This is a genomic window from Pseudolactococcus yaeyamensis, from assembly GCF_054658615.1.
The window spans coordinates 12,042-25,817 of the sequence record NZ_BAAGGP010000010.1 but is presented as its reverse complement, the minus strand read 5'-3'; the positions used below and the strand labels follow the sequence as shown (position 1 = coordinate 25,817).

Sequence of the window (13,776 nt, the reverse complement as noted above, 5' to 3'; positions counted from 1 at the left end):
GTTAAGTATCAAAAAATGCTGATGGCTGTGTTACTAAGCCTCAGCTTCCTCGGATCGGAGTAAGTAGACGTGAAACGTTTTGAAAGATTTTTACCACTTGTCATTATCATTGGCATGACAGTCGTGTATTTATGTGAAGTGCTCATTTTGCGTTTGATTGAATTTCAACAAACTGAACTTGTCCTATTGCTAGTTGTGAATCTGATTGTGACCATCGTTTTATTGCTACGTGCGAAAGAGTTGACGGCTAAAAATCTCGATACGATTCGAGCACTGAATGAAAGTGCTGAAAATTCACTGAATGCGACACTTGATACGATGCCCATAGGTGTGTTACGTTATTCGGAGCATGACTATACACCAGAGTGGTTTAATCCCTTTGTTGATATCATTTTTGCCAATGACGAAGAAAAATTACAAGCCGATAAAATAAAAGAAATTGTGCAAAACGTTGATGATCAAGGGATACAATATTTACCTGTCGGACAAAAAAAGTATGCGATTAAGATTGACCATCAAAAGAAACTGCTTTATTTTATAGATGCGACGAGTGAGGTTGAGGCCAAAACAGTCACGCGTGAAAGTCGCCCGGTGATTGGGATTTTATCTGTCGACAATTATGATGATGCGACTGATTTGATTTCAGACAGTAGTCGGACGATTATTAATAACTTCATTGCGACGAAAATTGATGATATTTCTGGCAAATATAACGTTTATACTAGTCGATATAACGCCAGTCGCTACTATATTTATACCAATTATCTGGCATTAAAAAAAATCATGGATGATAAGTTTGAGTTTTTAAACGCTTTTCGTGAAGAAGCAAGGGAAAAAAACTTTTCATTGACCCTATCTATCGGGATGTCCTATGGTCAAGAAAACTTCTCTAAGATTGGTAAAACAGCGCTTGATAATTTAGAGTTGGCACTTGTTCGTGGTGGTGATCAGGTGGTGATTAAGGAAAACATCAACACAGCCAAGCCGATTTACTTCGGTGGCAATTCAGCCAGTCATACTCAGAAATCTCGGACACGCGCTAGAGCGATTGCGACAGCACTTCGGACGATTGTGTTAGAATCTGAGAATGTCTTTGTCATGGGGCATAAATATTCAGATATGGATGCACTAGGTGCAGCTGTGGCAACGAAGATTTTCGCCAATATGAACGATAAAGAGGCTTTTATCGTTTATGATGAGAAGCAACTTTTGCCTGATGTTGAACGCGCCATTGCCAAACTTAATGAGTCGAAAGATGGTTTTGCCCACATTATCCGAATGGATACGGCGCGTGAGTTGAAAAAATCAAACTCGCTTTTGATTATGGTCGATCATTCTAAAATCAGTCAGACCATGGATTACGCTTTTTATAAGAGCTTTGATAAAGTGGTGGTCATTGACCACCATCGCCGTGATGAAGATTTTCCGAAAAATGCCTTGCTGACTTATATTGAAAGTGGCGCGTCATCAGCATCTGAGCTAGTTGTTGAAGTCTTGCAGTATCAAAATGGCCGAAAACAAAAGATGTCCAAAGTCGAGGCGTCAATTGCTCTGGCAGGGATTTCAGTCGACACACAGAAATTTTCTAAAGGGACGACGGCTAGAACTTTTGAAGCCGCTTCCTATCTGCGTTCTCAGGGGGCGGATAATAATCTCATCAAGCAGTTTTTGGCGACTGAGTTTGATAAGTACAAGAAAATCAATGAAATCGTGCTCAATGCTGAATTTCAGAACAACATTGCCATCGGTGTCGGGCTTTACCGCAAGATGTATGATAATGTGACCATCGCAAAAGCAGCGGATACTCTTCTCAATATGGTGGGGATTGATGCCTCCTTTACGATTGTCAACCATGAAAATGGTTATGTGGCTGTTTCAGCCAGATCGTCAGGAGACTTCAATGTCCAACGTATTATGGAAAGTTTTGGCGGTGGCGGACATTTCAATAATGCAGCTGCGCAGATTTACGAGAAGACACCAACTGAAGTGAAGGAAGAGCTCCTGAAACTCTTAAATCGCTCCGATGAAGAAAAATAAAATTAAATAAAACAGCGTAAAATGGTATAGACCCTAAGGGAGGCAAGGCATGGCTTGTAACAACCAAGACAAAAGAACACGCTCAATTGCGAGTAGCGGCATTACATTTGGCTGCGCACTAGCGATAGTCATATCGTATGTCAAGTGGCACAGCATTTTCTGGGCATGTATTCACGGTCTGTTCAGTTGAGCCTATGTCATCTATTTTATTATAAAAGGTTATGAGTTTAGTTCAAATAAAGGAGATAAAATGAAAGTCATTTTTTTACAAGATGTTAAAGGCAAAGGTAAACGCGGCGAGGTCAAAGAAGTCCCAACTGGTTTTGCCCAAAACTTTTTAATCAAAAAAAATCTAGCCAAAGAAGCAACTGGCAAAGCCATGGCTGAGCTGAAAGGTCAAGTTAAAGCAGAGCAAAAAGCAGAGGCTGAAATTTTGGCAGAAGCCCAAGCGCTTAAATCAGAGCTTGAAAAAGAGACAACGATTGTTGAAGTCAAAGAAAAAGTCGGGGCAGATGGCCGTCTCTTTGGCGCCATTAACTCGAAAAAAATCGTAGATGCGCTCAATGCGCAGTTCAGCCTCAAACTAGATAAACACAAAATTCAATTAGAATATCCCCTCAAAGCGATTGGCTTGAAAGATGTACCAGTTAAATTGCACAAGGATGTAACGGCAACGATTCGCGTTAAAATTTCGGAGAAGTAAATGGCAGATATTGATGTGCTCAAGGCACCACCCCAAGATTTGGCAGCTGAACAAGCTGTCCTTGGGGCGATTTTCCTTGATAGTGACCGCTTAATCGAAGTATCAGAATATGTCACGGCAGATGATTTTTATAAAACCTCACACAAGATTATTTTTCGCATCATGCTGCGTTTGCAAGATGAACGCAGTCCAATTGATGTCCTGACTGTCCATTCCCTTTTGGAAAATCAAGGTGATTTAGAGACAATCGGTGGGATTTCTTATATTGCTGAATTGGCAACGAGTACGCCAACGGCTGCCCATGCGGTTTTCTACGCCAAAATTGTCGCTGAAAAGTCTTTATTGCGTAAGCTTATTAGCCAATTAACCAACTCAGTTGAACGTGCTTATTCTCAGGAAGATGCTGCAGACGACATTATCGCTGAAGCTGAAAAAGGGATAGTTGCGGTTACAGAAGGTCGGACGCGGTCTGGTTTTCGTAAAATTTCAGAAATCATTGATACTAATTATGATGAAATTGAACGTTTATCCAAGCTGAAATCAACGGTAACGGGCATTTCGACAGGTTTTCCATCTCTTGATGCGAAAACGACAGGTCTCCATGAGGGAGAGTTGATTATTCTAGCCGCCCGTCCAGCCATGGGGAAAACAGCCTTTGCCCTGAACATTGCCTCAAATATCGGCAAACTCGGACAAACTGTTGCCATTTTCTCACTGGAAATGGGTGCAGAAAGTTTGGTAAATCGGATGGTGTCGTCAGAAGGGTTAATTGATGCCCATTCTTTGAGGACTGGTAAGTTGACCGATGACGACTGGAGTAATTTGATTATTGCACAGGGCGCCTTGGCGGATAGAAGTATTTACGTCGATGATTCGCCTGGTATTAAAATCACAGAGATTCGCGCCAGATCACGAAAATTAGCCCAAGAGAAAGGCAGTCTCGGCTTGATTTTAATTGACTATTTGCAGTTGATTTCAGGCACAGGGAAAGAAAACCGGCAACAAGAAGTCTCAGAAATTTCACGGCAACTAAAAGTCTTAGCCAAGGAGTTGAAAGTACCTGTGATCGCCCTCAGTCAGCTCAGCCGTGGTGTTGAGCAACGTGAAGATAAACGTCCTAAATTATCAGACTTGCGAGAGTCCGGTTCCATCGAGCAGGATGCGGATATTGTCGCCTTTATTCATCGTGAGGCGTATTATCAAAACGCCAATGATCCCGAAGTCAAAATTGATAATAAAGCTGAGATTATATTTGCTAAGAATCGGTCGGGTGAAACCGGTACTGCCGAATTAATGTGGGTAGGTCAATTCACCAAGTTCACGAGCGTTGACACGCAGCATGAAGCGAGTCAAGGCTACTGAAAATCTAGTGTAGATTTTAGTAGACCTTTCATGTTATAATAGAAGTACTGTAAAAAGTTCATATCTTAATATGGACGTAAGGAACTGTAAACAAATAGCCTATCCTTTTTGACGGCAGATTTTCCGTTGCACATCGTCATAAAAATCTTATGTAGCCCGCTACACTGCGATTTTTATTCCTTGTTCAACAAAAAATTATCTCGCCCAAAAGCACAGTTTATTTGTTTACAGTCCCTCTGAAATCAAAGAAACGAGAGCGATAATGGATAGTCAAGAAGTTGGAAAAATCATTGAAATCAAAAAAGAAGTAGCCTCACATTTAGGCGAAGATGTCGATATTACAGACCACTACGGTCGTAAGCGTGAAAACCGTCATAAAGTGACCTTGACAGAAGTTTTTGATACGCATTTTGTTGTTGAAAAAACATTAGCACGTGGTCAAAAAATCGTTGAATCTTATATGTATGCGGACATTTTAACGCAGTCAATGCTGATTCATTATAAAGGATAGGCAGTCAGTTGTTATTCAGAAAGAAAGGAGGGGGCTATCAGCATGATGCAAGGCAACGAAGCAGATTGGCATTACGTGCCATTAAATAATTCGTTTGGTCAAAGTGTGAATAACGTTTTTTATGCAACTTTTGGCAGCCAAAAGGCATTCGTCAAAGTGAATGCTAGTCCTCTTCTGGCATCCATTTCACAAGTGGGTTTGACACCGAAAATTATCTGGACCAAGCGCAATAGCAATGGGGAGATGTTGACAGCACAATCTTGGGTTGATGGCGTTGTCCTTGCGGCAACTGAGATGGGGGATATGCAAGTCAATCAGACACTTGCCACCCTACATCATAGCAAGATGTTGGTAGAGGCCTTCAAAAAATTTGGTAATGATGTGACCACCCCGAAACAATTGGTAGATAGATTGTATCAACATGCGCATAGAAGTTTGATTCAAAATTCTTACTTGTCAAATGCTTTATCCGAATTACGCGAAGCAACACCTAAGTTCGAGGTGCAAAATGCCGTCGTGGTACATGGAGATGTCAACCATCATAACTGGTTGAAAAATGACCACAGTGGGAAAATTTACTTAGTGGATTGGGATACGGTTGCTTTATCTGACGCCTTTGTGGATGTGGCGCATCTCTTGGGTCACTATATTGCCCCGAGTCAATGGCGAGAATGGTTAGAGTACTCGGGTTATCGGGTAGATGAAGAAACATTTGTTAAAATCAAATGGTATGGAACACTATCATTTTTAAAACAAATCAACGAAAATTTATGGTCTGATAACCTACAGGCTGCGAATTTAGAAATTCTGGGTTTGCGAAATTTTTGTGATATTTTTAAATAATGTATGGGGAGACTAGCGTCTCCTTGTTTCAGTTAAAGGGAAAGGTTTAAATCACTAATTTGAACTTTTCTGACCATAACATATTGCGTTGCGTAACAGGTAGACATAGGAGTGAAAAAAGAAAAGATGCGAGTCAGAAATCGGAAAGGCGCCCCAGAAATGATGGCAGCCAATACCCAATATGTGGTTGAAAATCCAGAGGCCTTTAAAGGTAAATGGGCGGAAAAATTTGGCAATAATCATCCTATCCATGTCGAAGTTGGGTCGGGAAAAGGGGCTTTTATTACGGGTATGGCAGAGCGCCATCCAGATATTAATTATATCGCCATTGATATGCAGTTGACAGTTTTATCTTATGCTTTGGATAAGGTGCTGGAACTGAATTTGCCAAATATCCAACTCTTGCACGTTGATGGCAGCAGCCTGACCAATTATTTTGCGACTGGCGAAGTTGATTTAGTCTACTTGAATTTCTCGGATCCGTGGCCTAAGACACGCCATGAAAAGCGTCGCTTGACTTACAAAGATTTTCTGAAAACCTACGAAACTATTTTAGTCAAAAATGGACAAGTCCATTTTAAAACGGATAACCGCGGCTTGTTTGAGTACTCGCTCGCATCGATGAGCCAATATGGTATGACTTTACAACAAGTCTGGCTAGATTTACATACAGATGTGGCATTTACCGAAAAAAATGTGATGACAGAATATGAGGCGAAATTTTCCTCAAAAGGTCAAGTCATCTATCGCATGGAGGCGCAGTTTTAATATGAAATGTCCTAAATGTCAATCAGAAGAATCAAAAGTCATCGACAGTCGTCAGGCTGAAAATGCCATCAGACGCCGCCGTGAATGCGAAAATTGTGGCAATCGTTTTACAACCTTTGAACGTATCGAAGAAATGCCCTTGCTCGTCATTAAAAAAGATGACACCCGCGAAGTCTTTAACCGTGATAAAATTATCACAGGGATTGTTCGTAGTGCCCGCAAACGACCAGTTTCTTCTGAGTCGATTGAAAAAGCGGTGGAACGTGTTGAGCGCAAGGTGCGAATGTTGGCTGAAAATGAAGTCCATTCGGATATCATTGGTGAGTTTGTCATGGAAGAATTGGCTGAACTAGATGAGATTACCTATGTGCGTTTCGCCAGTGTTTATCGTAGCTTCAAAGACGTCAGCGATCTCGAAGACCTCTTGCGAAATATTACTAAAAAGAATAAGTAGGAAAAAATATGCGACCCATTGATAAATTCACAGTCAAAAACGCTGACAAAACCAGCTTTGATGCCGGTGTTTTTGTCATGTTCTATCAACCGATTATTGGGCGGAATGGGTTTGCCTTGTACCAGCTTTTGCGTGCTTTTCCAACTCACAAGGGGCGCTTGTCAGATTTGCTCAATCATCTGGATTACGGCTTGAACGAGTTGATGAATGGCTTTGACCAGTTATCAGCTTTGCACTTACTAGACATTTATGAGGACCATGGCGAGCTGACACTAGTTTTACAGAGCCATTTGACGCCGGAGTTTTTCCTATCAGATGGGCTTTACAAGCAATTGCTAACGGATAAAATCGGGCAACCTGCACTTGAAAAATTGATAAGAGAAACTGACTTCTCAGGTCAAAAAATCTCTAAGAAGTTTTCAGATGTCTACCGTGTGGCGGAATTGCCCGAAACGATAGATATTTCAGTGCCTGTTGATAAGGGATTTGACTTAGCATACTTCAAGACAACCATGGAAAATAAAGGGATTCAGTTTGCTGATGAAAGCAAAGATACACTAGCGCTATACGCTTTAGCTGATAAATTTGATTTGGACTGGTATGATTTGTTCAAAATCGCTGAAACGACGCAAAATGCTGACCAGTCGCTTAATACAGCCAATATGTCTCGCCATTTAATTGCGCAAAACCAAAAACAACCTCGCTTACTTGATTTTTCAAAAGCCGAACAAGCGCTAATCAGAACGGCTAAGTCCGAAAAACCAGAGGCACTGCTGTCGAAAATCAAGAAAAGCCGATTTGACGGGTACCCAACTCAAAAAGAAAAACAGCTGCTCGTGCGACTTTCTCGTGACGGTGTAGCGCCAGAAATCCAAAATATGCTGATAATCTATTTCTTGGAAATTCGGGGTTATTCTAATGTCTCAGACTATATAGAAGAGCAAGCTAATCGCTGGAAGAAAGAACAGGTGACATCGGCCGAGCTCGCAGCCAAGTGGTTAGCGACCTATCAAAATAAGCAGGCTGATAAAGCAAATAAGAAAGTACAACCACTGAAAAAAACGCCACCTGCTGGTAGTGAAATACCTGACTGGTATGATCCTGATTATAAAAATGAAACCAGTAGGGTTCAACAGGCTGAGCTAGAAAAAATCAGACGTCAAGCACTTGACAAAATGAATGGTGGTGAATAATATGGCAATGGAATCAATAGCAGATGCGATGGCAAATCGTTTAGACGTCAAAAAATATCAGGAATTGACTGCCAAGATTTTGGATAATCCTGAAATCAAAACTTTTATTCAAGACAACGAATTTGAGCCGACACAAGTGAATAAATCCCTGTCGAAGTTTAACGAATATCTAAAAGAAAAAGCTAAATTCGTTGCGGGTGAACCCACTAAAATATCAGGTTATGAGCCAATTCTTTTTAATAATGAAGGTTTTGCTGATGTGACTTATCGTGCAACAGCAGAAACCTTAGCAAAAGAAGCTGAAATCAGCAAAAAACGTCGGGTTAAATTGATTGGTATGCCGAGAGATTTTGCTGATGTTATCTGGGATGATGTCCTTTTAGATGATGCCAATCGTGTTGCTGCCTATCAAGCTGTTGCTGAATTTATAGCAAATTATCCCAATCAAAACGGTGTCTATCTCTATGGTCAATTCGGTGTTGGCAAGAGCTTTATGATGGCTGCCATGGCGAATAAGTTGGCAGAGAAGGGGATTTCTACTAGCTTGATTCATTATCCGTCTTTTATTTCTGACAACACTGGCTTTGATGAGTTAAAGTGGCAGGCTAATGACATTAAAAAAGTCCAAGTCTTAGTCTTGGACGACATTGGCGCCGAAAGCAATAACGACTGGATTCGCGATAACATTTTGCAAGTCATTTTGCAGTATCGGATGCAGGAAAATTTGCCGACATTTTTCACGTCGAATTTAACCATGGATGAGCTTGAGATGCGGCTTGCTATGACTAAAAAAGGAGATGAAACTTGGGCTGCTAAGCGAGTCATGGAGCGTGTACGTAAGCTGTCGAGAGAGTTTCGTTTGGAGGGAGAAAATCGTCGCAATGGTTAATGATACGATTAAACTTATGTTACAGCACACCTCTGTCAGAAATTTTACAGCAGAAAAAATCCCCGCTGAGACAATGAAAACGATAATTGAGGTGGGGCGTGCTGCCTCAACTTGGAAAAATTTTCAGTCATATTCGATTATCAATGTGCAGACGGATGAGACCAAAAGCAAAATTTTTGACTTGCAACCTCAGAAGTCAATCAAGCATGCGTCTCATTTTCTAGTTTTTGTTGGTGATTTAAACAGAGCAGAGAAAGCAACGAAATTGCACACTGGGGAATTTTTCCCAGAAGGTGCTGAGAATTTATTGATTTCATCTGTCGATGCTAGTTTGGCTGCGCAAAATACCTTGCTTGCAGCAGAGAGTCTAGGCTACGGCGGTGTGATTGTGGGCCTTATCCGCGCTCAAGCTGCTGAATTGTCAGCGCTTTTGGATTTACCAGACTACACATATCCATTATTTGGCGTAGCCTTGGGTGTACCTGCTCGCCGAAATGCAGTCAAACCACGCCTGCCTTATGAGGCGGTTGTCTTTGACGAACGTTATCAAGAGCAAACGGCGCAAGTCATTCAAGACTATGACAAAATGCAAGCAGAGTTTGCTGGAGACCGCCGTCTTGACAGCGACTGGAGTGAGAGAATCGCTGCACAGTTCGGTGTGCCATCACAATCAGCGACTTTGACGAATTTACAGGATAAGGGTTTGGTGTCGTAGTATAAAAAATAAGCTCATCGCATTTTTTGCGAGAGCTTATTTTGACATTATTGAGCATCATGATTTTCGGTGTTATTTTAACATCTATTCCAGTGAGGCATATTGTATAAATGGATTTATGTAGAAATTTCATTATTGATTTCCTTAAGAAGAATTTCACTTGAAATTTTAGCTTTCTTTTGGGTTTCTTTTTGCTTGTGAATATAGTTTTTAAATTTGAAGATACCCGCAGTAATTGCTACAATTCCGATTGCTCCAAGTGTGATGAGAAGTGGTTTAAGAATTTCATTTCTTCCATATAGTCTTCCTTCTTCTCTGATATCTTCTAAGTAAGCTTCAGGACCTCCATGATGTTTAGCTTCTTTTGCTAATTCGGCATAATTCCAATCTTGTGACATTGATGTTCTCCTCATTGTTTGATAAATTGTAATCTTGCATTTTTACGGTCTTCAATGCCAAAAATATCAAGAGCTATTGTGACAATATTTCCTTCTCTTAATTCAACAGCAACATCTGGTGAGGAAGTCGTTAGTTTGACCTTATGATCTAGACTAGCATCATCAAAATCATTGATAGCTATGCGCCAACCTTCAGTTGAGTTTTTTGCACTTAGTGGTTGACTTGATTGAAGTTTATAAATCCCTGGATTTATATCTCTTCCAACAATCCATGAACCGATATAAAATTCTGTTTGTGGGGTTGCGGTAGGCACTGCAGTAAATTTTACTTTTGATATATTGCTAAACTGCCAAACATCACCTTTGAAATTAAGTACCCTAATTTTTGATAACTGTCTAGTTTCGGGTGCACCAGCAGTGTAGTTATTAAACGGATAATGAAATCCATCGTGCTTGCCATGTATATTACCTTCGCCACCCAATATTTCCATGTCATAGATACCTGGTTTGATACTATCATCTAAGCCTACATTCATATCTCCAGTCACATAAAGTTCATCAGTAGAGATAGATTTTTCAGCCCAACTAGCAATCTTTTCTAGAGTGCTAGACTCGGTATTTGATTCTGTTTTGACATCAGAACTCGCTTTTACAGCGCTACTACCTAATGAGTTTGAAGATGAAATTTTTTTGTCTACATTTGAAGTAGCACACGCAGTTAAGCTCGCAATAGCAAGCAAACTTGCTGACAATAAAATAATTTTTTTCATGGGGAATTCTCCTAAAATTTTAGTAAAGCAATAAGCTTTCCATTATAAGCAGTGTAGTTTTGAAAAAATCCAAAGTATTGCAATACTTTCCTTAATGTACTAACATTAAGGAACCTTAACTTGTACGTCTTTGATGATGATTTTGAAAAAGATGAGCAGGAGTAAACGTATTATGTTATACTTAGACTTGAGTGCTTAGCAAGTGGAAAAGCACGGCAACATAAAGGAGAAAACAATGGCATTACCTACAGTAGCAATCGTCGGCCGACCAAACGTCGGCAAATCGACCATTTTTAATCGAATCGCAGGCGAACGGATTTCCATCGTCGAAGATACACCCGGCGTGACACGTGACCGGATTTACACAACCAGCGAATGGCTCAATAAAAAATTCGCCATGATTGATACAGGTGGTATCGAAATGGCGGATACGCCATTTATGGCACAAATCAAGGCGCAAGCTGAGATTGCTATGGATGAGGCTGATGTCATTGTTTTCGTCGTGGACGGTGAAAATGGCGTGACAGATGCGGACGAATATGTCGCACAAATCCTTTACAAAACGGCTACCCCCGTCATCCTCGTCGTCAATAAAATCGACAACCCTGAGCGCCGCATGGAAATTTTCGATTTCTACAGCCTTGGTTTGGGCGAACCTTATCCTGTTTCTGCGGTTCATGGGATTGGGACTGGGGATGTCCTCAATGCCATCATCGACAACCTACCAGTCGAAACTGAAGCAGAAAATCCAGACATCGTCAAGTTTTCATTGATTGGTCGACCAAATGTCGGCAAATCAAGCTTGATTAATGCCATTTTAGGCGAAGACCGCGTCATCGCAAGCCCGATTGCAGGTACTACCCGCGATGCCATCGATACCAACTTCACGGACGGAGAAGGTCAAGAGTTCACCATGATTGACACCGCGGGTATGAGAAAGCGTGGGAAAGTCTACGAATCAACCGAGAAATATTCAGTCATGCGTGCCATGCGTGCCATTGACCGTTCGGACGTTGTCCTCATGGTACTAAACGCCGAAGAAGGTATCAGAGAATACGATAAAAGGATTGCAGGCTTTGCCCATGAGGCAGGTCGTGGCATTATCATCGTTGTCAACAAATGGGATACCATTGACAAAGACAACAAGACCCTTCAAAAATGGGAAGAAAAAATTCGTGACGAGTTCCAATATCTCAACTATGCACCGATTATTTTCGTCTCAGCTGAAACCAAACAACGTCTCAATAAATTACCTGACTTGATTAAATCAGTCAGCCAAGCCCAAAATATGCGCATTCCATCTGCCGTGCTTAACGATGTGATTATGGATGCGATTGCTATCAATCCAACGCCAACCGATAAAGGACGGCGTCTCAAGATTTTCTATGCCACACAAGTGGCGATAAAACCACCGACATTTGTCGTCTTTGTCAATGAAGAAGAACTCATGCACTTTTCATATGCAAGAATGCTAGAAAATCAAATTCGGAAAGCTTTTGTTTTTGAAGGGACACCGATTCATTTGATTGCTCGTAAACGGAAGTAATGTTTATGACATCTGAAAATGAGCCAATTGACATCACGAGACAAGTGTCAGCTATTTCGGTAACAAAATCAAGTGGCACTCAGGTTGACTATTATCTCTATCCTGAGTTTGAAATTCATAAGAATTCGCTTCCCGCTGGTGTTGTCCAAGATTGGCACAAACATCAGGAACTTGATGAAAATATTATCGTGACTTCTGGCGAAATTACGGTTGAGTATCTGGCAAATAGTCACGTTTCAAGTCAAACAATACACGAAAATGATGTCTTACGTGTGAAACAAAGTATTCATCGGCTATCCAATCAATCAAGTGAACCAGCCCAATTCATCGTTTTTCGTTTTATGCCAACGGGTAGAGAACAGTCGGAGCGGATGAAACGCGATAAAGTTGACTGTGAAAAAATGATGAAATAAGTCTTTAAGACAAGAAAAAATGAGTGAAATCATACAAGAAAAAATGAGTGAAATCATAAATTTGCATTCTGTCAAAATTATGGTATAATAGTTCTAAAGAACAAAGAAAGGAGCGCTCACATTGGGCGCTCCTGTTGTTTGAATTTTTATAAATGATTTTAGGGTCATAACTATAGAAAGCCTTTGAGCGGACATCTACTCATTTAAGGGTACCTCTAAAAACTGCTTTTGATGACTTTTGAGTTAAATATTTCTAGTTGAAAGCATTGCTTTCAATCAACCAATGAGGACAACGAAGTTGTCTTCGGCTAGGCATTGCGACAAGGCTTGTGGCTGCGGTTACTCGCCACAGAAAGCCCAGTGCTACTGCAAGGTGCGAAGCAATAACGACGCGATAGGAAAATTTAGCCAAAAGAGGCAAATCTGAGTTTTTAGAGGTGCCCTTAACCAAATAAAGAAAACATTTTCGGCTATTTTCCGCCACTTCATCGTTGATAAGTCCTGCCGTACACCTGTACATCATCGCTTTATCGCCTCGAATTGACGGAAAATATCTCAAACATTTTGTTTCCTTTCTTTAGTTAAATGAGTATATTCGCGAATGACCCCGCTTGGACGAAGCGAAAGCAGAGGTCAAGTTTCAAGATTTTGCGAAGTAAAATCGTAGAAAGGAATTTTATGTCTACAAACATCACAGAAGTTGTGTTGGCACATCTTGAAGGTCTCTTGCCTGAGCCTTTTGAGTTGGTGGATGTCGAATGGTCAAAAATGGGAGCAGACCATGTTTTATCTGTCCTTGTTGATAAGCCAGAAGGGATTACACTGCAAGACACAGCTGACTTGTCAGAAATCATCAGTCCAGAATTGGATAAGATGTCACCAGATCCTTTTCCCTCGGAGTATATGCTTGAGGTAGCAAGCCCCGGTGCTGAGCGTCCGCTCAAAAAAGCAACTGACTTCGACAAGTACATCGGTGCCTATGTTTTTGTTAAGCTCTACCAAAAAGTTGCAGGAGAAAAAGAGTTTGTCGGCGATTTAGTCGCTTTTGATGGCAATCTAATCACCCTCAATTATCTAGACAAAACACGTCAGAAAACAGTTGAGCTTGAATTATCAAACATTGCCAAAGCTCGGACACAAGTCAAACTATAATAAAATATAGAAGCATTTAAAT

The 13,776-nt window shown here is 40.9% G+C and carries 15 protein-coding genes; 13 read left to right on the top strand and 2 right to left on the bottom strand.

Translation table 11 applies throughout. From position 1 onward, the window contains the following. The first annotated feature begins 69 nt into the window (after positions 1-69). The 10 genes from ACYQ21_RS03445 (at position 70) to ACYQ21_RS03400 (ending at position 9,475) form a co-directional block, all read left to right on the top strand. Positions 70-2,037: a GGDEF domain-containing protein gene (locus ACYQ21_RS03445; protein ID WP_460055182.1), complete on the top strand. Its 1,968-nt coding sequence runs from the start codon at positions 70-72 to the stop codon at positions 2,035-2,037. Between the two features lie 250 nt (positions 2,038-2,287). Beyond that, positions 2,288-2,740 (top strand): 50S ribosomal protein L9, encoded by a 453-nt coding sequence (rplI, locus tag ACYQ21_RS03440; protein ID WP_460055180.1) that lies wholly within the window; start codon positions 2,288-2,290, stop codon positions 2,738-2,740. Then, positions 2,741-4,102, top strand: coding sequence for a replicative DNA helicase (gene dnaB, locus ACYQ21_RS03435; protein ID WP_460055178.1), 1,362 nt, complete (start codon positions 2,741-2,743; stop codon positions 4,100-4,102). A gap of 262 nt (positions 4,103-4,364) precedes the next feature. Then, complete coding sequence (locus tag ACYQ21_RS03430; protein WP_460055175.1) at positions 4,365-4,613, top strand: Veg family protein; 249 nt, start codon at positions 4,365-4,367, stop codon at positions 4,611-4,613. A 42-nt stretch (positions 4,614-4,655) separates the two neighbouring features. Continuing rightward, positions 4,656-5,456 (top strand): phosphotransferase family protein, encoded by an 801-nt coding sequence (locus tag ACYQ21_RS03425; protein WP_460055174.1) that lies wholly within the window; start codon positions 4,656-4,658, stop codon positions 5,454-5,456. A gap of 126 nt (positions 5,457-5,582) precedes the next feature. After that, positions 5,583-6,224 carry a tRNA (guanosine(46)-N7)-methyltransferase TrmB gene (gene trmB / locus ACYQ21_RS03420; protein ID WP_460055229.1) on the top strand — a complete coding sequence of 214 codons (642 nt, stop codon included), beginning with the start codon at positions 5,583-5,585 and terminating at the stop codon, positions 6,222-6,224. A 1-nt stretch (position 6,225) separates the two neighbouring features. Beyond that, positions 6,226-6,678 (top strand): transcriptional regulator NrdR, encoded by a 453-nt coding sequence (gene nrdR / locus ACYQ21_RS03415; RefSeq protein WP_460055172.1) that lies wholly within the window; start codon positions 6,226-6,228, stop codon positions 6,676-6,678. 8 nt (positions 6,679-6,686) lie between these two features. Then, positions 6,687-7,871: a DnaD domain protein gene (locus ACYQ21_RS03410; RefSeq protein ID WP_460055169.1), complete on the top strand. Its 1,185-nt coding sequence runs from the start codon at positions 6,687-6,689 to the stop codon at positions 7,869-7,871. 7 nt (positions 7,872-7,878) lie between these two features. Beyond that, positions 7,879-8,760, top strand: a complete 882-nt coding sequence (gene dnaI / locus ACYQ21_RS03405) for a primosomal protein DnaI (protein WP_460055227.1) — start codon at positions 7,879-7,881, stop codon at positions 8,758-8,760. Beyond that, positions 8,753-9,475, top strand: coding sequence for an NADPH-dependent oxidoreductase (locus ACYQ21_RS03400; RefSeq protein WP_460055168.1), 723 nt, complete (start codon positions 8,753-8,755; stop codon positions 9,473-9,475). Before dnaI ends, ACYQ21_RS03400 begins: the two co-directional genes overlap by 8 nt. Before the next feature lie 116 nt (positions 9,476-9,591). Here the strand turns inward: ACYQ21_RS03400 and ACYQ21_RS03395 are convergent, their stop codons facing one another. Both ACYQ21_RS03395 and ACYQ21_RS03390 read right to left on the bottom strand, forming a co-directional pair. Next, a complete protein-coding gene (locus tag ACYQ21_RS03395; protein ID WP_460055166.1) occupies positions 9,592-9,873 on the bottom strand; it encodes a hypothetical protein in 282 nt (93 codons plus the stop codon). Positions 9,874-9,884: 11 nt separating this feature from the next. Next, positions 9,885-10,643 (bottom strand): hypothetical protein, encoded by a 759-nt coding sequence (locus tag ACYQ21_RS03390; protein ID WP_460055165.1) that lies wholly within the window; start codon positions 10,641-10,643, stop codon positions 9,885-9,887. 235 nt (positions 10,644-10,878) lie between these two features. Here ACYQ21_RS03390 and der point away from each other — a divergent pair, with 235 nt between their 5' ends. The 3 genes from der (at position 10,879) to rimP (ending at position 13,754) form a co-directional block, all read left to right on the top strand. Continuing rightward, positions 10,879-12,189: a ribosome biogenesis GTPase Der gene (gene der / locus ACYQ21_RS03385; protein WP_460055162.1), complete on the top strand. Its 1,311-nt coding sequence runs from the start codon at positions 10,879-10,881 to the stop codon at positions 12,187-12,189. A 5-nt stretch (positions 12,190-12,194) separates the two neighbouring features. Then, on the top strand, positions 12,195-12,602 hold the full coding sequence (locus ACYQ21_RS03380) for a cupin domain-containing protein (protein ID WP_460055160.1): 408 nt from the start codon (positions 12,195-12,197) through the stop codon (positions 12,600-12,602). A 678-nt stretch (positions 12,603-13,280) separates the two neighbouring features. Beyond that, positions 13,281-13,754 carry a ribosome maturation factor RimP gene (gene rimP, locus ACYQ21_RS03375; protein WP_460055158.1) on the top strand — a complete coding sequence of 158 codons (474 nt, stop codon included), beginning with the start codon at positions 13,281-13,283 and terminating at the stop codon, positions 13,752-13,754. Positions 13,755-13,776: the final 22 nt, after the last annotated feature.